The sequence below is a fragment of the Imperialibacter sp. genome (assembly GCF_048007035.1).
In the GTDB taxonomy this organism is placed as follows: Bacteria; Bacteroidota; Bacteroidia; order Cytophagales; family Cyclobacteriaceae; genus Imperialibacter.
The window spans coordinates 1,556,073-1,577,390 of sequence record NZ_CP180355.1; the positions used below are offsets into that span (position 1 = coordinate 1,556,073).

Annotated in this window: 19 protein-coding genes and 3 tRNA genes; 13 read left to right on the forward strand and 9 right to left on the reverse strand. The window is 47.3% G+C overall.

The window, feature by feature from the left end:
* Positions 1-3: 3 nt before the first annotated feature.
* Complete coding sequence (locus ACMVP2_RS07060) at positions 4-1,434, reverse strand: ATP-binding protein (RefSeq protein WP_416867186.1); 1,431 nt, start codon at positions 1,432-1,434, stop codon at positions 4-6.
* 57 nt (positions 1,435-1,491) lie between these two features.
* On the opposite strand from ACMVP2_RS07060, the gene ACMVP2_RS07065 reads away from it, so the two are divergent.
* The 8 genes from ACMVP2_RS07065 to ACMVP2_RS07100 all read left to right on the forward strand — a co-directional run bounded on the left by ACMVP2_RS07065 (position 1,492) and on the right by ACMVP2_RS07100 (position 11,467).
* On the forward strand, positions 1,492-4,206 hold the full coding sequence (locus ACMVP2_RS07065) for an MGH1-like glycoside hydrolase domain-containing protein (RefSeq protein ID WP_416867187.1): 2,715 nt from the start codon (positions 1,492-1,494) through the stop codon (positions 4,204-4,206).
* A gap of 147 nt (positions 4,207-4,353) precedes the next feature.
* Entirely contained in the window at positions 4,354-6,354 is a 2,001-nt protein-coding gene (locus ACMVP2_RS07070; RefSeq protein WP_416867188.1) for a cation:proton antiporter, read from the forward strand.
* A 162-nt stretch (positions 6,355-6,516) separates the two neighbouring features.
* On the forward strand, positions 6,517-7,284 hold the full coding sequence (locus ACMVP2_RS07075; RefSeq protein WP_416867189.1) for a 3-keto-disaccharide hydrolase: 768 nt from the start codon (positions 6,517-6,519) through the stop codon (positions 7,282-7,284).
* Between the two features lie 123 nt (positions 7,285-7,407).
* Positions 7,408-8,148, forward strand: coding sequence for a 3-keto-disaccharide hydrolase (locus ACMVP2_RS07080; RefSeq protein WP_416867190.1), 741 nt, complete (start codon positions 7,408-7,410; stop codon positions 8,146-8,148).
* Positions 8,149-8,592: 444 nt separating this feature from the next.
* Positions 8,593-8,850: a hypothetical protein gene (locus tag ACMVP2_RS07085; RefSeq protein ID WP_416867191.1), complete on the forward strand. Its 258-nt coding sequence runs from the start codon at positions 8,593-8,595 to the stop codon at positions 8,848-8,850.
* Between the two features lie 104 nt (positions 8,851-8,954).
* Positions 8,955-9,170, forward strand: coding sequence for a hypothetical protein (locus ACMVP2_RS07090; RefSeq protein ID WP_416867192.1), 216 nt, complete (start codon positions 8,955-8,957; stop codon positions 9,168-9,170).
* 273 nt (positions 9,171-9,443) lie between these two features.
* Entirely contained in the window at positions 9,444-10,721 is a 1,278-nt protein-coding gene (locus ACMVP2_RS07095) for a Xaa-Pro peptidase family protein (protein ID WP_339792170.1), read from the forward strand.
* A gap of 83 nt (positions 10,722-10,804) precedes the next feature.
* Positions 10,805-11,467: a hypothetical protein gene (locus ACMVP2_RS07100; protein WP_416867193.1), complete on the forward strand. Its 663-nt coding sequence runs from the start codon at positions 10,805-10,807 to the stop codon at positions 11,465-11,467.
* Positions 11,468-11,494: 27 nt separating this feature from the next.
* Here the strand turns inward: ACMVP2_RS07100 and ACMVP2_RS07105 are convergent, their stop codons facing one another.
* The 8 genes from ACMVP2_RS07105 to ACMVP2_RS07140 form a co-directional block, all read right to left on the reverse strand.
* Positions 11,495-12,916, reverse strand: coding sequence for an RtcB family protein (locus ACMVP2_RS07105; RefSeq protein ID WP_416867194.1), 1,422 nt, complete (start codon positions 12,914-12,916; stop codon positions 11,495-11,497).
* Entirely contained in the window at positions 12,898-13,422 is a 525-nt protein-coding gene (locus ACMVP2_RS07110) for a tetratricopeptide repeat protein (RefSeq protein WP_416867195.1), read from the reverse strand. The genes ACMVP2_RS07105 and ACMVP2_RS07110 overlap by 19 nt, the downstream gene beginning before the upstream one ends.
* Before the next feature lie 42 nt (positions 13,423-13,464).
* Positions 13,465-14,565: a slipin family protein gene (locus tag ACMVP2_RS07115; protein ID WP_416867196.1), complete on the reverse strand. Its 1,101-nt coding sequence runs from the start codon at positions 14,563-14,565 to the stop codon at positions 13,465-13,467.
* Between the two features lie 294 nt (positions 14,566-14,859).
* On the reverse strand, positions 14,860-15,006 hold the full coding sequence (locus ACMVP2_RS07120) for a hypothetical protein (RefSeq protein WP_416867197.1): 147 nt from the start codon (positions 15,004-15,006) through the stop codon (positions 14,860-14,862).
* Between the two features lie 233 nt (positions 15,007-15,239).
* A tRNA-Lys gene (locus ACMVP2_RS07125) sits at positions 15,240-15,312 on the reverse strand.
* Between the two features lie 5 nt (positions 15,313-15,317).
* Positions 15,318-15,389: transfer RNA gene (locus tag ACMVP2_RS07130), tRNA-Phe, on the reverse strand.
* Between the two features lie 169 nt (positions 15,390-15,558).
* A tRNA-Tyr gene (locus ACMVP2_RS07135) sits at positions 15,559-15,641 on the reverse strand.
* Between the two features lie 504 nt (positions 15,642-16,145).
* The gene (locus ACMVP2_RS07140; protein ID WP_416867198.1) at positions 16,146-17,531 is read right to left on the reverse strand and encodes a sulfatase; all 1,386 of its coding nucleotides are present in this window, start codon (positions 17,529-17,531) and stop codon (positions 16,146-16,148) included.
* 263 nt (positions 17,532-17,794) lie between these two features.
* Here ACMVP2_RS07140 and ACMVP2_RS07145 point away from each other — a divergent pair, with 263 nt between their 5' ends.
* From ACMVP2_RS07145 to ACMVP2_RS07165, 5 genes are all read left to right on the forward strand, one after another.
* Positions 17,795-18,208 (forward strand): DUF6157 family protein, encoded by a 414-nt coding sequence (locus ACMVP2_RS07145; protein WP_416867199.1) that lies wholly within the window; start codon positions 17,795-17,797, stop codon positions 18,206-18,208.
* A 54-nt stretch (positions 18,209-18,262) separates the two neighbouring features.
* On the forward strand, positions 18,263-18,733 hold the full coding sequence (locus ACMVP2_RS07150) for a DUF1456 family protein (RefSeq protein ID WP_416867200.1): 471 nt from the start codon (positions 18,263-18,265) through the stop codon (positions 18,731-18,733).
* 106 nt (positions 18,734-18,839) lie between these two features.
* Complete coding sequence (locus tag ACMVP2_RS07155) at positions 18,840-19,334, forward strand: antitoxin Xre/MbcA/ParS toxin-binding domain-containing protein (protein WP_416867201.1); 495 nt, start codon at positions 18,840-18,842, stop codon at positions 19,332-19,334.
* Positions 19,334-19,789, forward strand: a complete 456-nt coding sequence (locus tag ACMVP2_RS07160) for an RES family NAD+ phosphorylase (protein WP_416867202.1) — start codon at positions 19,334-19,336, stop codon at positions 19,787-19,789. Before ACMVP2_RS07155 ends, ACMVP2_RS07160 begins: the two co-directional genes overlap by 1 nt.
* A gap of 166 nt (positions 19,790-19,955) precedes the next feature.
* Positions 19,956-21,296: an IS4 family transposase gene (locus tag ACMVP2_RS07165; protein ID WP_416864363.1), complete on the forward strand. Its 1,341-nt coding sequence runs from the start codon at positions 19,956-19,958 to the stop codon at positions 21,294-21,296.
* Positions 21,297-21,318 lie beyond the last annotated feature (22 nt).

The window sequence follows — 21,318 nt, forward strand, 5'->3', positions numbered from 1 at the left end:
TGGTTACTTGTCTTTCAATGGGATACATACGGTAAAAATAGTTTCACCCGGACGGGAGGTGGCCTTTAGTGTGCCATTGTGTTGTTCTACAATATTTTTGGCTATTTCAAGCCCGAGTCCTGAGCCCTTTCCCACCTCTTTGGTCGTGAAAAATGGGTCGAAAATTTTACCTAGCAGATCAACAGGGATACCAGGGCCGTTATCGATGATATGCACCTTCACAAATTCTCCATCCTTTACTGACTTCACTGTTAGCATCGGCGAAGGCACTCCCTCCAGCGCATCAATGGCGTTGTCGATAATATTTGTCCACACCTGATTCATTTCTCCAGCCAGCAGATTAATGGGAGGAATTCCTGAAGCCACGTCGATGGCCAACGAAATATTGGCTTTCCTGATTTTGTGGTCAAGCATCGTGAGCGTATCCTTGATGCCAATGTGGATATTGGTTGGCGCTTTGTCGTGCCCTCTATCCATGTGAGAGTACGATTTCACCGACTGTACCAGTTTGGAAATGCGGGTGGAGGCCTCGTTGATATCGCCAACCATGCGTTCGGTAGTCAATACATTGTCGAGCCAGAACAGCACAGGCAGAAGCTCTTTTTCCGGAATATACTCCCGAACCATATCCAGTTCTTTAGGCCCTATTCCATATTCGATAAAGTTTTCTGCAAGGTCGTCTCCCCCTTCCAGGTCATTGTCGTCGAACCAGTCCAGAATGTCTTCTTCTTGTTTATTTCTCTCTCTCAAGCCCAGGTTTTGACGCCCCGCTTTGGCTTTTTCATAAAGAATAGCATTCACGGCATCTACTTGCTCCTCTTCAAGCTTCATCGATATCACCTGTTTGAACCTTTCCGGGGTGTAGGCCAGGTGCTTTTTGAGTTCATCGGAACTTCTGACAATTGCTGCGGCAGGGTTGTTCAGCTCGTGGGCGAGGCCCGCAGAAAGCTTACCAAGGGCCATCATCTTTTCATTTTGCCGCTGCATAGAAGTAAACTCACGTACCCTGGAGGTCATTTGCTGCACGAGCTTCTCGGTCAAATCATAGTGTGTACAAACAAGCTCTTTCAACTTTTCTCTGGAAGTAAAAAGCACAGTGGTTGGCTGCATCACCTCTGCCGAACCAATAGCAGTCTTTAGCCTTGAGAATGGTAGAAGACCACTGATATCTGGTGGCTCAAGCTCAAAAAGCTCCCGCTTCTGGTTATTTTGTGTAGAATAAGCCCTTGCCTTTCCAGAAAGGACAATCATCATATGATCTGTAGGTTCTCCCTTTTTGAACAAAAACTCGCCTTCCCGAAAATCCCTGCGTTCAGAATTGTCGATCAGCCACTGCAACTGGTCATCCGACACCCCCTGGAGGCTGGGGTTCTCCTGTAGTGCTTTTAATAAATCCATATTGATAAATGATGGTTCGAAAGACACCTTTGGCATTGAACAAGGTTTGCGGCTTCTTTCAATTTGGTATCTTTCACAAAAGATATCACCAAAATGCTAAAAAGAGATTCTTTAGTTCCATTTCTTATATTTTCTGTCTGTTTCCTCCACAGCTGCGAAACCCCAAAGCCTGTCAGCGAAAACATACCCGGAATTAATGCAGATGCCTCCTCACCAATCTACACCACCTACGCTGCCGCCAGAGATCGCTCCGCCTTTGTCCTCGATGAAGGCTATGAGTTCGTTTTTAATGATGACGAAACATCCCCTGTTTTTACTTCAGACACAGGTGGAGAAATTGGGTTTTCTTTCGCAACAAAGGACAGTTGGATTTATAAAACGGGTGACTACGCACAAAAACCAGTCATCGATTCGTCGTTTCCTGATGAAGTGAACTTTTCATTTTCGCCTGTTAATGGAATTCAAGTAAAGAGTAAGTTTCTAGTGTACAGCTCTGCGTCTGCTGTACTGGAAAGCACATTTACCAACAATACCGATTCTACCATTTCTTTTGACTACATCCCTTTTGTTCAGGGAAATAGCAGACTTTTCAATGGCTATAGGGTCGTGGACGGAGCACTACACTTTAACCACGAGGAATTCCCAGACACCTGGACGGTTGGTCATAAAGTACCATTTACCGATTCGCTGCAAAATTTTTTCAAAATGTCGGCAGGGCCTGATCAGCTTGGTGCTTTCAGCTCTTTTTCAGGGGAAGCCAGCTATTTACCCTGGAAAGTTTTACCGGGCAAAAAGCCCGTGACAGAAGTAAACGGCAGGCTGTACAACGAGGGTGGCCAACGGGTAATGACGCAACTTCCTGAGGTGAGACTCCAGGCGTATGTTGACAATGACACAAAACATCTTTTGACGGAAAGCAGCCCCGTCTTTGGGAGCCTGCAGGGCGCACTGAATTCAGACGGCTATTTTCGCATGGAGCTCAGTCAACTACCGGGCGCTGGCGGGGCTTCACAATACACACTTACCGCTGTCGACGAAACATTGGGCATCGTTGCGCAGCGAACCGACTCCATCCCGTCGGCACGTACCCAGTTTTCAAGTAGTCTGCGTCCTACTAATATCAAACTACCGGCTTCGCCTCAAAGATTCGATGTGGTCATGCCGGAAAAAAACAGAGCGGCGCTCAGCTGGACCAAACCATCGGATGGCAGCCAGGTTATCATCTATAGGAAAAAGGAAAACGACAGCTACTACACGCAATTTACCAGGCCGCTATCTACCACCAACCTGATGGTGCAGCTGCCTACCGATGATATCTATTGCTTCGTGGCGGTGGGTGCTGGCACAGGTGGAGAAATTGGGATGCACACCCTGGAACGGAATACCCTGTCTGGCCATTCGCTCAAACAGGCAATTGTGGCCAATGACTGGAAAGATGACAGCCTGAAATACTTCAAAATAGCGGCGTACAGCAAAAGCATTACACTAAATCCCGGCGAATCGACCAGCATTCGGGTAGCAAGGTCAGTGGCGCCTTTGAAGGAAAAAACGGCCTGGAAAGAGGCCGAAATGCTCCTGAACAAAGACTTCACCCTAGCCATGGGAGGCAGGCTGGCCTACCTGGAAAGCATGCCGGAGTTGCCAGGCCTTTCAGCCGACCAACAGTTGCTATACCTGTCGGGCTGGAACATGATGCAGCAGGTGTTTTATCCGGCGGAGGGAAAAAGCAGTTATCCGTACTACGTCTTCAGCCGGGAGCCCGTGTGGGGCTGGGGCCATGGAGGGCAGGTGTTTCACGAAAGCCTGACCATGCTGGCGCTGGCACTACAGGATCCGGAACTGGCCATGAATTCCCAAAGGGTGTTTAAAGAACGGCAGTATGAGAACGGTTATATCAACTACCGGACGGGTGGCTATCTGGATGAAATCATCGAGCACGAGGGTGAGCTCACCTCCTCGGCGCCGTGGTATGCCTGGATCAACTGGGAAGTATATAAAATCACGCAGGACAAAGCATTTTTGGCGGAAATGTATGAGTCGAGCAAAAGGTTTTACGAGTTCTATGTTTCCAACCGTGACAAAGACCGCGATGGGCTTTGCGAGTGGGGCGGGCACGCCATATTGGAGTCGGTGCGGGATGCCGATGTGGCCGTATGGGACGAAGTGGGCTGGCCTGCGAACTTCGAAGCCGTTGACCTCAACTCCATGCTTGTGATGGAAGCGAAGTCGCTGGAGCAAATGGCAGCCGCTTTGGGAAAAACAGACGAGGCAGCCCGATGGAAAGCTGACCACGAACAAAGAACCGTACTCATCAATGCTACTTTCTGGGATGAGACCACTGGCTTTTACTACAATGCCGACAAAGTGGATAAGGACTTTACTTTTGAAAAAACCGACGACCTGAAGCGCATGGAAATTATTGGCTTTTTGCCAATGTGGGCTGGCATTGCTTCAAAAGAACAGGCTGCCCGACTCCTCGAACATCTGACCAATCCAGAAAAGTTCTGGCGGCCTTATGGCGTGCCGAGCCTTGCGGCAGATGACCCTTTTTACAACGACAAAGGTTACTGGAACGGGCCAGTGTGGGTAGAGTGGGACTATCTGATCCAGCGTGGATTGCAGAACTACGGGTATGACGCTGAAGCAAGGGAATTAGTAGATAGGGTTTCGGCGAGTATGATCTATCAGCTAAAGGAGAACCACAACCTGTGGGAGTTTTACAGCCCAGACGAGCCCTGGGCAGGTTATCACCGCACTTATATTTGGGCGGGCATTGTGAACCGAATGATGTGGGATGTGCACAAGTGAAGAGTAAGCCCAGCCCCGAACATCACGACCCCAAGCTTGATAGGAACTATCAGTGAACAGCGCTCATATTAAAAAGCCATTAAATCGGTGTCGTGCTATTCCAAGTCTGGTTAATTACTTCTAACTAGTAGTAATTAACCAGATCCCATGATCTTAGCGGAGTTATTGCCCTCAGGCTACAATCCAGTGCTGGTCTTTACCATTGTGCTGCTGATTATTCTCCTTGCACCAATGGTCATGGAAAAGCTTCGCATGCCCGGAATCGTCGGGATGATACTTGCCGGAGTGATATTTGGCCCTTATGGGCTCAATGTGCTTGAGAACAATGCGGCCTTTCGGCTTTTTGGCACAGTCGGCCTTCTCTATTTAATGTTCGTGGCTGGGCTGGAGATGGACATGAACCAATTCAGACAAAGCAGGATGAAGAGCCTCACATTTGGTCTGCTCACGTTCACCATTCCGTTGGCCATTGGCTTCCCGGTTTGCTACTACCTCCTGGAATACAATTTTCTTGGCTCTTTGCTCATCGCTAGTATGTTCTCCACCCACACGCTGATCTCCTACCCGATCGTTCAGAAATTGGGCATCACTAAAAATGAAGCGGTGATCATTGCCATCGGAGGCACCATCATCACCGACGTTATGGTGCTCGTTCTGCTGGCGGTAATCTCCGCCACTGCCAGTGGTGAATCAGACGTCATGGCCTGGGTAAAGTTCGGCGGGCTTTTCATTGCGTCGTCTCTTATCGTTTTGATGGGCTTTCCTGCGTTGGCCAGGTGGTTTTTTCATCGAATAGAAGGAGAGAAAGTCTCACACTATATTTTTGTGCTTACCCTGGTTTTTATCGCCGCTTTGCTCTTTGAGTTGTCTGGCGTAGAACCCATCATAGGCGCCTTTCTGGCTGGCCTTTCCCTCAATCGGCTAATTCCCAAAAGCTCACCTTTAATGAGCCGGATTGATTTTATGGGAAATGCACTCTTTATTCCCTTTTTCCTGATCAGCGTAGGCCTGCTGATCAATATACCCGCCATTACCTCGAGCATGGAGACTGTTACCATCGCTGTCACGCTGACATTGGTGGCGCTACTCGGCAAGTGGATAGCCTCTTTGTTTACACAAAAAATACTCGACCTGCAAAAAGACCAACGAAACCTGGTTTTTGGGCTAAGCAGCTCCCACGCCGCAGCTACTATTGCTGTGATTTTAGTTGGGTTTCGCCTTGGTATCATTGGTGAAAATGTATTGGACGCAACCATACTCCTCATTTTTATCACCTGCCTTTTGGCATCATTGGTTACTGCCCGAGCAGGAAAAAAAATTGCCATCAAAAATTTACCCAGCGCTACATCCACAGCGCCCTTGACGGAGCGAATACTAGTACCAATTTCAAATCCCGCTACCATTGAATACCTGATAGATTTCGCCTTGATGGTCAAAACTCCGACTTCGATAGAGCCGGTAGTGCCCTTTGCAGTTGTGCATGATAATGACGAGGCCCACACTAATCTGGAAAACAGCCGAAAAATACTTGACAGGGCAGCGAAACACGCAATGGCCAGCAACAGCCTGGTGAATTTGGTCACCAGAATCGACGTCAACGCATCAAGTGCCATCAGCAGGGCCTCCAGGGAGCTTGGCATCACCGACATTGTGATCGGCTGGCATTCGAAGCAAAGAACAGCGGACAAAATATTTGGAACCACGCTTGACCGCCTGCTGAAACAAACCGGTCAGACGCTCTTCGTCTGCCGATTGGTGGCGCCGCTCAATGTTTTTAAACGGCTAAAGCTCTTTATACCGGAAAATGCTGAGCTTGAGAAAGGGTTTGAAGATATCATGCTAAAAATCATTCGTATGGCGAAGCATACCGAAGCGAGTTTGCTTATCTCAGGCAGCCACGCCTGCAAAGCCTCCATTGAGTCACTGTTGCAAAAAAACAAAACCAAGGTTTCGATAAACTGGAGTGTCCCCGAAGGTCGCCTTGATACGCAGTCTTTTTTTCAGCTAATTACTCCACAGGACATGGTCGTTTTGATAGGCGCCAGAGAAGGCTCAATCTCTTACGAGAAAGAATTTGATTCGCTGCCAGAGATGATCACCACGCAGTTTTCATCAACCAATATTATTATCGTTTATCCCGCACAGTAATTCCACAAAAGTTATCGCTAAAAATGACTTTAGCTAACCCTTTGAAAACCTGTTTAGCAAGGTATTCGACGCCCACCTTCATCACTTTCAGCTAACGGTTTATTTCAGAATTCCTTATATTCCCAAAAAACTACTTAAACATCGATTTTAAAAGATAGACACATGAAAAAGATACTTTTCAGCGCCCTTGCTGCCTTCGTTGCCATGTCGGCTTACGCCCAACAAAAAGGTGATCCAAAGCTCACAGAATTTTATGAGCCAGTGCCACCGGTGGTCACTCCTGGCGATGCTCCATCCGATGCTCCGTCTGATGCCATAGTTCTTTATAACGGGAGCGACTTGAGCGAATGGGTAAGCACCAATGACCCTTCGAAGCCCGCTGGCTGGGCGAGCTTAGGTGGTGTAATCACTGTGGACAAAAGCCAGGGCAATATCCAGACCAAGAGAAGCTTTATGGATTACCAATTGCACCTGGAATGGTATCAGCCAGTGGGCATCACCGAAACCGGACAAGCCAGAGGCAATAGTGGTCTTTTCCTGGCCAGCACCGGCCCTGGCGACGATGGCTACGAAATCCAAATTCTTGACTGCTACAATAATGCGACTTACGTAAATGGCCAAACTGCCAGTATTTACAAACAGGGCGTGCCACTTGCCAATGCGTGTAAGAAGCCCGGGGAGTGGCAGGTTTATGACGTGGTATGGACGGCTCCCCGCTTTAATAGTGACGGTTCACTGAAAAGCCCTGCAAGAGTGACTGCTTTTCACAACGGTGTGTTAGTTCAAAATAATTTTGAGCTAAAAGGTGGTACTGTTTACATCGGACAGCCTTCTTACAAAAAGCATGGTGCTTCGCCTATCAAACTTCAGGCCCATGGCGACCCAAGCAAGCCGATCAGTTTCAGAAACATTTGGATAAGAGAGTTGTAAAAAGCACAGAAGACCGGAGGCGGAAGGTTGAAATGGTGCCCATAGCACTAGTTGGCGGCACCACTGAATTTTGCAAGACGCCACGCAGCGCAATTTTTGATCAACACAAAAAATATTTTAACTATGAAAAACATATTAGTCAGCGCTTTAGCCTTTCTGGTAGCCTTTGGGGCTTGCGCACAGGTGAAAGAGGGTGAAGACCCAAAAACAACAGAAGTTTGGGAGCCAGCCGTGAAGAAAATAACTCCCGGCAAAGAGTACGGTGCCCCGCCGTCAGATGCCATCGTCCTTTTTGATGGGAAAAGCCTCGATAAATGGGAATCTGGAAAAGGCGGCCCGGCAGAGTGGACGGTAGCCGACGGCGCTGTGACCGTAGCGGCCGGCAAAGGAGTAATCCAAACTAAACAGAAATTTGACAACTATCAGCTTCACATTGAGTGGCGTGCTCCCTCCGAAATAAAAGGCGAAGGCCAGGGCCGGGGCAATAGCGGTGTGTTCATGCAGGGCATTTACGAAGTGCAGGTGCTCGATAGCTACGAAAGCCGCACCTATTCAAATGGTCAGGCGAGCAGTATTTACAAGCAATCGCCTCCGCTCGTAAACGCCACAAAGGCGCCAGGCGAATGGCAAACCTATGATATCATCTACACTGCTCCTGTTTTCAACGACAAGGGGGAAGTAGTGCACGAAGCAACTGTAACGGTGCTGCACAACGGCGTGGTCACTCAAAACCATACCCGCATCTGGGGAAACACGGCCTATATCGGGTCGCCAACCTACAAAGCCCATGGCAAAGGCCCGATCATGCTGCAGGATCATGGCAATCCGGTGAGCTTCAGGAATATCTGGATTCGGGAGATGTAGTTAAAAACGTCACCCCGATCCGCAGCGCAAGCGAAGTGACGATCTCCCAAACTGGACTCAGTCTATGTTTGGGAGAACCATTCCTTCTACGTGAATCGAGGTGACGTTCATTTTTAATGGCTCGTCGGCCGAGCCACCGCAAACCATTTCTTCAGCCCTTAGTATGTTTTTTTCTTACCTACCTATCTGACCAAGCAAACTCCACAATGGCAGTTAACATGTGAGTTTTTGTCCTTCTAGCCAGGGCCGCAGCGTCGGCCAGTAGCGAGCACACAAAGGCTTATCTCGCCGCAGCCCCCCGGCCCAGGGCTTTTTGAGCCCAAGGCTTGACTGCATCAAAGAAGTACTGATTCAATTTACTTTACTTAAGTTAAACCATGCCTTAATGGGCAGAACAATAACTAAAAATCGTTACTTTGTAGTTTGATTTAAATGTCATTTAGAATGAAATCTTCGACAGTACGCAAGGAAATCCACGAGTATGTAGATCGTGCAGACGAAAGGTTTTTGGCTTTAGTACACAGCATGGTTCAGGCAGAGAAAAAAAACAGAAGCCAATCGGAGAATTTACAGAAGCTCGAGATGAACAGAAGGGCAGAGCAATCTGAGAAAGAAATCGCCGAAGGAAAAACGATTAGTGCCGAACAATTTAATACAGACTTTCAGCAGTGGAAAAAAGAGAAACGTCTGAGTACCAAGTAGAATTTACGCTCACATCACAGTCTCATTTTTACGAAGTTCTGGAATACTTATACGAACACTACTCACTGGAACGAGCAGAGCAATTAGCAGATGAACTAGAGAGAATGGCCCAGAGTTTAGCCTATTATCCACATCGTGGAGCTAAAGAAATGTGGCTGGCTGGCCTGAAACACGAATATCGATTCCTTCTTTTCAATCGAACAAAAAGAACAGACATCAAGATTATCTATTACATCCAGGAAAATGAGACGAAAGTGTACGTTACTGATTTTTTTCCGACGGAGAAAGATGTTAAAACGATGGCTGCCAGAAGCACATAGTAAATCCACTTCTCAGATGTTAACCCATAGGTCAATCTGTTGTGCTTGACAATGGCAAAAAGCGCTCGTGCGAACCCTTCGATTCTCTATTAAGACATTCCTTTTTCGCACGACAGAGTAGCTTACTGTTGCATTGTACTGAAAACAACCCTTTCACGTTCTTCGATCTACCTATAAGAAGACGGCAAACCACTTCTTCAGCCCTCTGTATAAATTTTTTCCTTCCAGATTCTATTTCGAAGTATCTTAACGCTTCATCTAACCCAACCATCCATGAATAGACGTAAATTCTTCGACCAATCCATTAAAGCAACTGGTGCCGTAGCCGCCGTTGGCCTCACTGCCTGCGCAACTGAAGACAAGCCCAAAGAAACAGCATCAGAAGCAGGGCCGTTTGACTACCTGAAGTCGATGGTGGACGACATGAAGCCGATCAGCAATGAAGAAAGGAAGCAGCGAATAGAAAAAGCGCAGCGGCTGATGGTGGAGAATAAAATCGACGCTCTATACCTGGAGTCAGGCTCTACGATGGTGTACTTCACAGGCATTAAGTGGGGACGTAGCGAACGGATGATGGCCGCCATTATCCCTGCCAAGGGAGAACTGGCCTATGTGTGTCCAGCGTTTGAAGAGGAGAGACTGAAAGAAAGAATTCTGTTTGGCAACGACCTGAGGGTATGGCAGGAGCACGAAAGCCCTTACAAACTTGTAGGCAGCATTCTAAAAGACAATGGCATTAGTACTGGCAAAATTGGTGTTGAAGAATCTGTGCGGTTTTTCCTTTTCGACGGATTAAGAAAAGAGCTGCCGCAGATTCAGTTTGTAGATGCCTTTCCGGTAGCAGCTGGCTGCCGCATGATTAAATCTCCGACTGAGTTGGCGTTGATGAAAAGAGCCAATGAAATCACTATTGAAGCCTATAGAGCTGCGATTGCTGTCATGAAAGATGGCATGTCACAATACGAGTTCAGCGGAAACATCTCTGCGGCATTCAAAAAGCTGGGAGTGTCCGGCGGTGCCAGCGTGATGTTTGGAGAGTGGGCGGCCTACCCCCATGGCAGCCAAACGGCTCAAAGCATGAAAGAAGGCGACATCGTATTAATGGACGGGGGCTGCAATCTGCACGACTACTCATCGGACATTACCCGAACCACGATCTTCGGCAAGCCCACACAGCGGCAAACTGACATCTGGAACAAAGTAAAAGAATCACAAACAGCCGCCATGGCAGCTGTGAAGCCTGGTGCTACTTGTGGTTCCATCGACGATGTAGGCCGCAAAGTAATTGAGGATGCCGGCTTCGGGCCAGGCTACAAAAACTTCTTCCACCGCCTGGGCCACGGCATTGGCATGGATGGACACGAATGGCCTTACCTTGTGAAAGGCAACGAATTGAAACTGCAACCCGGCATGTGCTTTAGCGACGAGCCCGGCATCTACATCTACGGAGAGATTGGTGTGCGCCTGGAAGACTGCTTCTATGTGACCGAAGACGGAGGCCAGCTGTTCACGCCGCAAAGTATTAGTATTGAAGAGCCGTTTGGGGTTTAATTGGATGGGTTTGAAGACATACACTGCAACACCCAAGAGTTGAGGATACGCAAAGACACACCTCCAATTTATCCTACACCAGTATGAGCGAATTTCTGCCCTTTCGGAAAAGCCTTACAAAAGAGCAAGCCGAGTCTCTGACTGAACTACTCGGTGTCTATAATATTGAGTATGAGCTGATAAAATTCAAAAGCTCGCTTGATACAAATTTTGGTGGAGGGGAGGTGTTCCCAAAATATGAGATTCATTTGCAAAGCAAAGACTTCGAAAAGGTAGCTTCCTTAATTACGGCTTCTGTTCAAGACAATTTGGAAAGCATCCCGAAGGATCATTACCTGTTCGATTTTACTAACCACGAACTCTACGATATTCTGCTAAAACCAGATGAATGGGGAGAGTTCGATTATTTACTAACCCAAAAAATTCTAAAAGATCGAGGAGAGACCATTAACCTTGAACTCATCAACAGTCTGCGGAGACAGCGGATTGACGACCTCAGCAAACCTGAACAGAGCCAGAAGATATGGATTTACACAGGGTACTTTACCTCAGTCTTTGGTGGCCTTTTAGGCGTTTTTATAGGTTGGTATATGTGGAAAGCTACCAAGGTGTTGCCTAATGGAGAGAAGGTAAGTACCTATTCAGAAAGTGACAGAAAACATGGTCGAAACATGCTTATAATCGGTTCAATCACCTTTCCTATTGCCTTCATTCTCCGGTTTTCTCCAGAACTACTCGGCATGTAAGAAAAAAACCTCCCCATTGGGAGGTTTTTAGTCTACTTCGGCGAACCTTTCATCGCCACACATACGCACCACTTTAGGAGTAAACGACCCAACGACATCGACCAGCTCTTGCTGAAAGGCCATCACCTTGTGGATGTCTTTGTACACCATAGGTGCTTCATCCAGCCCGGAGCCAATCAGCTCAATACCAGCTTTTTTTAAGTGTTTTCTCACTTCTTGCTTCGAAAGTGTCTGCTTGGCCTTCGTCCTGGACATCAACCTGCCCGCTCCATGAGAAGCTGAGTTGATGGCAGCCATTTCTCCTTTTCCCCTCACGATAAAGCCCGGAGAGGTCATGGATCCGGGGATAATTCCAAGGACTCCTTTTCCAGCTGGTGTTGCACCTTTTCTGTGGACAATAATGTCATTTCCTGCCGCATCCTTCTCCTTCCATGCGAAATTGTGATGGTTTTCAATCATAACCAACGGTTGCTCGCCCAGGGCTTTTGCCAGCCTTTGATGAATTTGGTGATGGCATGCTGAAGCGTAGTCACCAGCCAAATTCATTGCCAACCAGTACTCCTGCCCATCCTCTGTGTCCAAATCGAGCCAGGCAAGGTGCTTGGCTTCTCCAGGAAGCTTGCACTTATCCATCGCCAATTTGGTGTAGTGGCGAGCGATATTGGCTCCCAACCCTCTCGAGCCGGAGTGCGAGAGTACTGAGAGATATTTACCAATGGGTAGGCCAAACTCATTGTTTTCATCCAGCAATTCCGCCACTCCAAACTCCACGAAATGATTACCTCCTCCCGAAGTGCCCAGTTGTTTGTGAGCACGGTCCTTCATTGCCTTCAGGATATTGATCTCGCCAAATTCCCTCCGGCTAAGCACCGCATCGTCCTCAGGCCGCTTAAAGCCGGCATTCCCAAACCTCGTGTGCTCCATCAACAACATTTTCAGCTCGTCGGCTCGGTGACTGGCATATGAAGCAGGGATATCATAAAGTGTCATACACATCCGGCAGCCAATATCGACACCCACGCCGTAGGGGATCACCGAATTGTTTGTCGCCAGAACACCACCTATTGGCAAGCCATAACCCTGATGCGCATCTGGCATTAGAGCACCCGCCACCGTCACGGGCAACTTCATGGCGATTTCCATTTGATGGATTGCGCCCTGCTCAATAGCCTCCGCACCATAAATGCTGTACTCCAGTCGCCTGGTATTTAGCTCAATGGCTTGATTGTGCTCTGTTTTGATAATCAGACTCGTTGCCACCGGCCCAAGCGTCTCGTGCTTTGCGTAGAGGCCCGGAGTTTGCAACACCCTGGCCAATAACTCAAGCTTCTGCCTTTTAGATTTCCCTTTGTAATGGGCTTCCATCACCTCCATGGCCGAACCAATTGCACGACCCTCAGGGTATCCCAGCGCTCTCAGCTCTTTTCCTGTTATTTTTGTCGTTGCCATTTTTGTCTTACAAATCTTAGTCTCTTAAATCTGCATCTTTTGATATTACTGCGCATCTCTTCAATGGCATCATTGTCCATTGAGTGGAAGATCGCAGTCTTGTAAAGCCTGATGGCCGCCGTGTATCTTCCTTTCGCTTCCTCCACCATGGCCAGCCTTTCAAAGACCAGCGCCTTGCTGATCCCTTCGATCTCTCTGGCTTTCATCATCACCTCGCCAAGTTTGTCGAAATTTTCATTACGCATATAAAGCGTCGTCAGGTGAATGTAAGGCACCTTCCAGTTGGGTTCAAACTTGACCGCCAACTTCAGGTGCTTCTCAGCTAACTCGTCGTCCTCGATATAATAAAGGTGTAACCAGCCCAATAGGTTGTGCACTTTGGCATAACCAGGCTCGTAGGTAAGCACATTTTCCAGCATGTCTTTGCCTTCAAAGTGGTCACCGTCCCATATCATATTTTCGGCTTGCGTAATTACCTTCTCCAGGTAAATGTCAATCATTTTCATGTCTGTAGTTTTTAAGAGGCTGCCACTCCCGACAGCCTCAATTTACTTCCTGGGAGAAAAAATGTCTCTCAACTGATCGACCACCAGGCTACCACCCGAAAGCGTAATACTGTTGATCTTTTCAGCAATTTTTTCGACATATTCCATCTCTTTCAGCTTAAACAACATCTCGTTGTCTTCCATCAATTTGGCAGTATTCAGCAAGCTTCTTGTGGAAGCAGTTTCTTCCCGCCTGGTAATGATATTGGCTTGCGCTTTCTTCTGTGCCACCAACACCTGGTTCATGATTTCTTTCACCTCACCAGGAAGGATGATGTCCTTTACACCGCTGTCTTTAATGGCAACACCCAACTCGGCTGCCTTGCCGGAAACAGTTGCCATCACATAGTTGGCAATCGATTCCTTTTTTTCAAGCAATTCATCCAGGGTCAGTGTACCAATGTATTCTCTCAGGGCCAACTGCAGCAATACATAGAGTTGCTTCTCATAGTCCTTGCTTTCAATCAATGCCTTGATGATATCCACTACCTTGTACTGTGCATAGAAGTTCACCCGCAGTGCTGCCTTGTCTTTTGTCAGCATTTCCTGACCGGATACTTCCAGCTGTAGTAACCTGGTATCGGCCTTAGCTACCGAAATAGCCGTTGGCGTCTTCCAGAAGTAGTACACCCCTGTGCCAAGCACCCTGGTGAATTCCCCATCGACGAAGAGGATGCCCTTTTCGTACGATTCCACGACAAATACCCTCACATACGGCAGCACGTCTCGCCTTTGGAGGGTCGTTTTATCGATTGCCTCTGTGACCTCGTACTTGCCAAGGTCTACTGTAACGAAGCTGTACACTACTAAACCCTTCCAGTAGACATACCTACCGGGAGTCAGCACGTTTTTTAGGTTACCGTTTTCGTGCTGCAACACAATCTCATTGTCTTTGACCTCCACCACACTCAGCATATTCGCCAGTTTTTCGTTTCGCAGGAGAATATTGAGCTCGACAGGAGGAAAAAATGGCTTGGCCAGGTCATACTGCATCACCGCCTCGTAAGGCATCAACCAGTAGTTACCCTCGCTGATGACGTCCTTGAAGTCACCTCTCCGAAAGACCAAACCCACTTTGCCAGTATTAATTCTAACTGTTAGCATTGGTTTAAAAATTTGTTTGTTCAACCATCATTTATCATTATCGGCCCAATAATTTCATCTAAAAAGAAGGCGGTGAGGGCGTCGCCTTCAACTCACAGCGGAAGAGATGTTGAGCGGAACAATGCCCTGCCAGTTCGTCAAAAGTGCCTGCCTGGAAGCCGGCAGCTCATTGCCTGCCATTTTTCCGACCAAGTGCTTTTAGCAAAGTAGCTGAACGTGTTCAGCGGTATCCTCTCTCTTTCAAAGCCATGCGCTGGCGCTACCACATATTCCCCGAGGGGTGATATGTGGGGCTCAGCCCCTCACTGCCTTCACAAGTGCCATTTTGGGAGTTGGCATCTCCAGGTCATGGATTTTCATTCCATACTCTACGTTAACAGCGTAGTGCTCTAACCACTGAGCTATCCGCCAATTGACGGAGCAGGATTCGAACCTGCGCATCCTTACTGTTGCTCTACCAATGAGCTAAAGCGGTAAACCGCATGAGGGAATCGAACCCCCTACCCACAGCTTGAGGGAACCCTCAATGAACAAGGCAGCATGGCGTGGCCTACCGGCTCACCACTACGGAGCTATACAGAAACTCTCGTCAGGTCCTTTATTCTTCTACCTTCCCTGCCTCAGGGCGGGATACTCCCAGCCCCGAAGATCTTTACCAGCCTTTGCTGGGTTTGTGTGCCCGAAGAGACTTGAACTCCCATTGTCCGCATTAAGAGTGCGGAGCTTTACCAGTTAAGCTACAGACACATATGTGGAAGGGGCTGGAATCGAACCAACACTGGCGGTGCTTCAAACCGCTGCTCTACCATTGGAGCTACCCTTCCTAACTGGCCACCTGCATCGGGACATCAGGCCTGAAAACCCCTACGCCAGGCGACCACTGCTGACAGAACGAAAGCTTTTTCGCACATCACAGAACAAATGGAATCCTGCTTATGGCCTTTAACCATTCTTCCGTTCGGAGGCACCCATTTTGCCCCTCCTTCAGCCTTGTGGGGATAGAAAGATTCGAACTTTCAAAGCTGTCAGCCCCGGTTTTACAGACCGGCCCAGATCTCCAACTCTGGCGTATCCCCTTTTCCTGTTTTTCTTTTTGGGCACAAAAAAACCCGGCCTTGCGGAACCGGGTTTCTCATGAAATACTCTTAACGAATAGTCACAAAAATATCCTCCCGATCCTTCGCCGATGACGTAGGTTTCCCACGAAGCTGAGATAGCTATCCCGCTCCTGTCCTGTCGGCCCCATATGTATATTCAAGCACTTTATCATATGCGTCTTTTACATTTTTTCACAACAAAAAACCCAGACTTTACGGCCTGGGTCAAAACACTGCTGGGAACTATCCAGTCAATTGTCTTTTTCAGGCCATAGCATAACATCCTCATAGAGGCAAAACCAATCGTTTTTGCTCGGTATTGAGATATGTAATATGCGTTTCTTCACTTGCTTTTAATTTTGGTTTGCAATGATCTGAATAAATTTTGTCTATACAAAATACAATACTAAAATAATTTTTGAAACGACATTATTTATTATGAGTCTAAATCACGCTCTGGTGCTGAGTGTACCCCCCTCTCCTTCATTGCAACCCCCAATGCTGCCTAAGCATATTGCTAAGACTATCAGCGATTGCCGACTGGCCTGCGGCAATGTTTTCATTTTCCTCCAGGTCGCTTCGGTGATCATACAGCATTTCGTCCTCCCATTGCAGGCTGTCGTTCACCCACTCCGTGTAAGCATAGTCTGGCGTGGTGATGGTGTAGCCGTTCGTCCATCGGGAAATGGCAAAGCCAGCGGGAGACAGCGAAGGTGCTGCCAGTTCGGCTGCCAGACTTTCCCCCTGTAACTGTGCTGGTTTTGGAAGTCCAGCGAGGTCAGCCAGGGTGGGGAAAATGTCGACGTACTCAACGATGGCATTGGAGATGCTTCCAGCCTTTGCCTTTGGCGATTTCCAAATCATGGTAGACCTGAGGGAGTTGCGGTAGTTACAATGCTTACACCACATAGTATGTTCCAGCAGGTTGTAGCCATGGTCACCAATCAGCACGATGTGTGTTTTTTCATCAAGACCCAGTGCTTTCAACTCGTCGAGCACCCTTCCTATCTGGGCATCGACGTAACTCACGCTGGCATAATAACCTTGAATCAACGTTAGCGCCAGTGAGTCGCTCACCGGACCTTCTTTTGGCACTTCAGCATAATTTCTCAGCTCACCTGAGTTGTGAACGGAGCGTGCCGGAGCACCTGTCGGCACATAGTTATTATCTGGCAGGGTTACTTTGCCATCATATAGCTGCCAATACTTCTCGGGTGCATTGAACGGCAGGTGTGGCTTAAGGAAACCAACCGCCATGAAGAAGGGATTACCGGCCGCCGCCAGTGTCCTTAGGTCGATAATGCTCTTAGCCGCAATCTTTGCATCATTGTAAACGCTGTCCGGCACATTACCCCTCTCGTAAGGCCTTCCCCTGTTGGCCAAATCTGTGCCGCTGTTCGCTTCGGTCTGATAGTCCAGCAGGTCGGTTGGCCGCCAGTTGATGTCCCAGGCAGCGGCATGGTCGTCTTCATTGTGAAACACCTTGCCATTGGACACGGTAGTGTAGCCATTGTCTTTGAAATACTGAGGCAGCGAAATTGCTCCCGGCGCATCATCCTGGGCATAGGTCAGGTAGGTGAGAAAGCGGTTTTGCATTGGCCTCAGCCCGGTAAGAAAGCTGGCCCTTGACGCACCACAAACCGGAATATTGCAAAAAGCATTCTTGAAGAGTACTCCCTCTCCTGCCAGCTGATCCATATTGGGTGACTGCACAAGGGGATGACCATAGCACCCAAGCTCCGGCCGCAAGTCGTCAACTACTATGAAAAGGACGTTGGAGGGGCCGGTTGGTGCTTCTTTTGGTGTGCAAGAAAAAACCAAAGAAGCACCCAGGAATGGAATAACGAGAGATCTGAATTGGTAAGTCATGACTAAATATATCCATCCTATTTCACTTTAGGAAGGAATAGCTTGCCCAACGGCTGCCGCAGCTCAAGCGCCTATCATAGACCCGGGTTTAATCCATGGGCTATGAAAGGGCTTCTACATTTCCAATAAAAACTATCCACAAACCAATTGAAGACGGGTTCATTCGGATTGAGTCTCAGACATTTTTTTAAAACCAATGACATAGGGTTGACACTCCCGCTCGCTACATTTAAATTCAAAAGGACAAATTGCGACAGAGAACGATGAAGCACACCACCAACTACTACAATACGTTTATAGAAATTGCCGAGGACAGCCCCAGCGAGCAAGCTGCCGTGCCGCCATTGAAAGGAGAAAAAAAGTCGGTTGCCAATATGCAATTCGACATGGTGTATGACAATCCCTACAAGTACACCTCCGACGAGGTGCTGTTTGGTGTATTTGCCCTGAGAAAGGAGTTCGAACCCAGCGAGCTGGACGAGCAACGTGAGCACTATTTTTCGAAAGGGCAGCCCTGCTTTCGGGCCTCTCCACTTACCAAACAGTATGGCTGGGGAGTGCACGCCAATGCTGAAGGAAAGATTGCCATTTACGGAGCTGAAACCGAACAGTACAAAAAATTCCTGGCAGACGATGCTATCAAAAAAGTGAAGGCCATGAGGTCAAAGAGGGCCTGAGTTTTCCAGTGACAGTCCTATTGGCAATGGTTTTCTTTTAGATTTGTAGTCGATATGACCAACAATGATATTCTCCGCCGATTGCGCTACCTCCTCGATGCCGATGACTCGCAAATGATCAATCTGTTCGCACAGGCTGGTCATCATGTAACACGGGCTGAAGTGAGCGACTACATGAAAAGAGAAGATGAGGAAACTTATCAGGAAATGCCTGACATAAAACTGGCGATTTTTCTCAACGGACTCATCAACGAGAAACGAGGCACAAGAGAGGGCGATCAACCGGCACCAGAGCAGCAGCTTAATAATAACATCATCCTAAGAAAACTCAAGATTGCCTTCAGCCTTAGCTCAGAAGACATCCAGGCTATTTTCAAGCTAAAAGGCAAAAGCATTGGCCCCCACGAGCTGAGCGCCTTTTTTCGCAACCCCAAGCAAAGCCAGTACCGGCCATGCAATGATCAATATCTGCGGTACTTTTTGAGTGGCATGCAGATAAAGTATAGGGCAGCGGAAGAAGAGTGAGAGGGCTGAATAAGCAGCTATCTGACCACAAAATTGTACACCCGAACCTTAAATAATCAATGATTGTTCTTAAATTGAGTTTCAAATAGGAAGTTGAAAGTACCAAATGAAACAAAAAGAGCGGTCGGTATTAAAAAACGTCACTAGGTATGGTGCCGTTCAACGAAAGCATCAGCATGTTCAGCCGAACAAATGGCGGGCCAGCCGCAATGACGTACAAGCCGGAATTGATCAACTCCTGGGCTATGGAGGTGTAGGCACGCTTCGGTTGCAAGGCTCATTTCTTGGTGAGGTTCCCGGCTTAACAAACCTGCCCGTGGCCAGAGTGGCAGAGCTGCTTGACATGAGCAAAACTACTTTTTACAGGGCCAAAGATGAGCCGGAACTTGACATGGGCACGGTGGATCGACTTTCAAGCTTGTTCAAAATTTACCAGCGAGGAATGGAAGCCTTTGAAGGGCTGGAGCCGTTTGAAGAGTGGCTTCAATCGAAGATAGCCAACCTGGGGGATCAGCATCCGATTGACCTTTTGATGACCGAGAGTGGTAGAACAGCTGTTTTGGAAGCTATTGACCGGGTAGAGTATGGAGTGTATGGCTAATGCTGGTTTTTAGAATAGAAAAGAAGAAATACCAGTCTACTTACCCTCCTCTTGGTTCTCGTTTTGCAAACGGCCGCTGGAGCACCAGAGATATGTGGGTGGTGTATACCTCAGAAAACATCGCCCTTGCCAAATTGGAAACACTGGCTAACAGCGGGTCGAGAATACCTCAGAACAGGTTCGTATTGACGCTTGAAATAGACGATGACACTCCACTGGCAGAAATAACCGTTAATGACCTGCCTCAAAACTGGCACGATTACCCCTACCCAAAACAACTAGCGGAGATAGTGAAAGATATAATGGATAGCCAATTGTATGTTGGTGTGGTTGTTCCATCGATCCAATCACCCAGAGAGAAAAATATCCTATTATTTCCCGAACATCCGGAGTTCGGGAGGTATGTGTCCAAATTGGATGAAACAGACGAATACTTTGATCCACGATTAAAATAGGCCTCACAGTTTGTTTCGAAATCCACATCGGTAAACAGCTTCTCAATTTTCCCAAATCTTCACGATAATAGGCCACAGCCATTCAAAACATATCTCCTTGGTTCGTGTCCCACCATAGCCGTCAACCTAAGCGAAAAAGGGCTAGGAAAAGAAACTGAACTCGATTTTGTGCCGAAAAATCAGGAATTTCTCAAAATACCTCTCAAAATTTGTTTCTGATGAGCGTATTGAGGCCATTGCAAAAGCATCGTCATTCAAAAAGCGTAAGTCGGTCATTTCGCCAAAGGCATTTCTGGACGTGGTTTTTTTTAGCAATAATGGCAAATGCCCTTCTCTATCTGAATACAGTATAGATCTTGCACATCATCATGGCGTGAGTGTTTCTAAACAAGCTCTTGATAAGCGTTTCAATAAAAACACAAAACAGATGCTTGCAGGACTTCTCCAAGAGGTATTGACACAGCAAATGGCCCATAATTCAGAAGAAAGCATTCCCTCCAGTTGGTTTACTGATATCCGTATCATGGATAGTTCAGAATTTAAAGTATCCAAAAAGGTAGCAGATACTTTTCCTGGGTATGGAGGAGAGGGAAGGGAAGCCAGTGTTCAAATCCAATTTGAGTATCAGTTGCTAGGCTCTAAGGTAACCGAGATTTCCATTGGCTCATCACGAGATTCTGATAGCATTGAGGGGATGAAGAATATTGAGAAGGTACCTCCCAAAACATTATTGCTAAGAGATTTAGGGTATTTTTCTCCTAAGGCATTTAAAGAGCTAAGCAGCAAAGACATCTACTTTATCAGCAGGGCAAAGTCACAATGGAATTTCTATATCCTCAAGGAGGGAGAATACTCATTACTTCCAACAGCCTCTATTATCAGCTTATTAAAGGAAAAGAAAGAAAGGTATCTGGACATGGATGTATATGTTGGCGAAAAAACTCGTACTAAGGTACGGCTTGTGGCTAATTTGCTCACAAAAGAACAAAAGCAGAAACGCTTAAGGAAGAAATCAGCGAATAGAAAATTAGGGACTGACGTGTTAGAGGCCATTGGCTTGAATCTATTTGTAACCAACGTGGAAAGGGAAAAATGTACCGCCTCTCAGATTTATGATCTCTACACATTGAGATGGCAGGTAGAACTTGTCTTTAAAACCTGGAAAAGTGTGATGAGATTACATAAAATACACCCAGTGAATGCGACCCGTTTAGAATGCATCATTCTCATCAAGCTGCTGTGGGTAATGTTAAACTGGACTTTTCTTAATCACTTAAAGAATTTAACCCAAAAGGATTTGAGCTTTCATAAGCTAGTCAGTACGCTACAAGGGCGATCTAAAGTGTTAACATTACCTGTGCTGCAAAACAGTCACCGACTCATCGAATGGCTGACGGATTTGTATCGAATCAGCAACGCATTTCATGAAAAAGAGTATAAAAAAGGGCAAAAAAAAGTATCAGATATTCTTACCAAAACATACTTAAATGTAGTCTTAAACCAGTAAATTAGATCAACAAAAACGGTCG

What these genes read in the sequence shown, in the direction of transcription:
- ACMVP2_RS07060 (WP_416867186.1), bottom strand. Translation starts at nt 1,434, where the DNA reads ATGCCAAAGGTGTCTTTCGAACCATCATTTATCAATATGGATTTATTA.
- ACMVP2_RS07065 (WP_416867187.1), top strand. Translation starts at nt 1,492, where the DNA reads ATGCTAAAAAGAGATTCTTTAGTTCCATTTCTTATATTTTCTGTCTGT.
- ACMVP2_RS07070 (WP_416867188.1), top strand. Translation starts at nt 4,354, where the DNA reads ATGATCTTAGCGGAGTTATTGCCCTCAGGCTACAATCCAGTGCTGGTC.
- ACMVP2_RS07075 (WP_416867189.1), top strand. Translation starts at nt 6,517, where the DNA reads ATGAAAAAGATACTTTTCAGCGCCCTTGCTGCCTTCGTTGCCATGTCG.
- ACMVP2_RS07080 (WP_416867190.1), top strand. Translation starts at nt 7,408, where the DNA reads ATGAAAAACATATTAGTCAGCGCTTTAGCCTTTCTGGTAGCCTTTGGG.
- ACMVP2_RS07085 (WP_416867191.1), top strand. Translation starts at nt 8,593, where the DNA reads ATGAAATCTTCGACAGTACGCAAGGAAATCCACGAGTATGTAGATCGT.
- ACMVP2_RS07090 (WP_416867192.1), top strand. Translation starts at nt 8,955, where the DNA reads ATGGCCCAGAGTTTAGCCTATTATCCACATCGTGGAGCTAAAGAAATG.
- ACMVP2_RS07095 (WP_339792170.1), top strand. Translation starts at nt 9,444, where the DNA reads ATGAATAGACGTAAATTCTTCGACCAATCCATTAAAGCAACTGGTGCC.
- ACMVP2_RS07100 (WP_416867193.1), top strand. Translation starts at nt 10,805, where the DNA reads ATGAGCGAATTTCTGCCCTTTCGGAAAAGCCTTACAAAAGAGCAAGCC.
- ACMVP2_RS07105 (WP_416867194.1), bottom strand. Translation starts at nt 12,916, where the DNA reads ATGGCAACGACAAAAATAACAGGAAAAGAGCTGAGAGCGCTGGGATAC.
- ACMVP2_RS07110 (WP_416867195.1), bottom strand. Translation starts at nt 13,422, where the DNA reads ATGAAAATGATTGACATTTACCTGGAGAAGGTAATTACGCAAGCCGAA.
- ACMVP2_RS07115 (WP_416867196.1), bottom strand. Translation starts at nt 14,565, where the DNA reads ATGCTAACAGTTAGAATTAATACTGGCAAAGTGGGTTTGGTCTTTCGG.
- ACMVP2_RS07120 (WP_416867197.1), bottom strand. Translation starts at nt 15,006, where the DNA reads ATGCGCAGGTTCGAATCCTGCTCCGTCAATTGGCGGATAGCTCAGTGG.
- ACMVP2_RS07140 (WP_416867198.1), bottom strand. Translation starts at nt 17,531, where the DNA reads ATGACTTACCAATTCAGATCTCTCGTTATTCCATTCCTGGGTGCTTCT.
- ACMVP2_RS07145 (WP_416867199.1), top strand. Translation starts at nt 17,795, where the DNA reads ATGAAGCACACCACCAACTACTACAATACGTTTATAGAAATTGCCGAG.
- ACMVP2_RS07150 (WP_416867200.1), top strand. Translation starts at nt 18,263, where the DNA reads ATGACCAACAATGATATTCTCCGCCGATTGCGCTACCTCCTCGATGCC.
- ACMVP2_RS07155 (WP_416867201.1), top strand. Translation starts at nt 18,840, where the DNA reads ATGAAACAAAAAGAGCGGTCGGTATTAAAAAACGTCACTAGGTATGGT.
- ACMVP2_RS07160 (WP_416867202.1), top strand. Translation starts at nt 19,334, where the DNA reads ATGCTGGTTTTTAGAATAGAAAAGAAGAAATACCAGTCTACTTACCCT.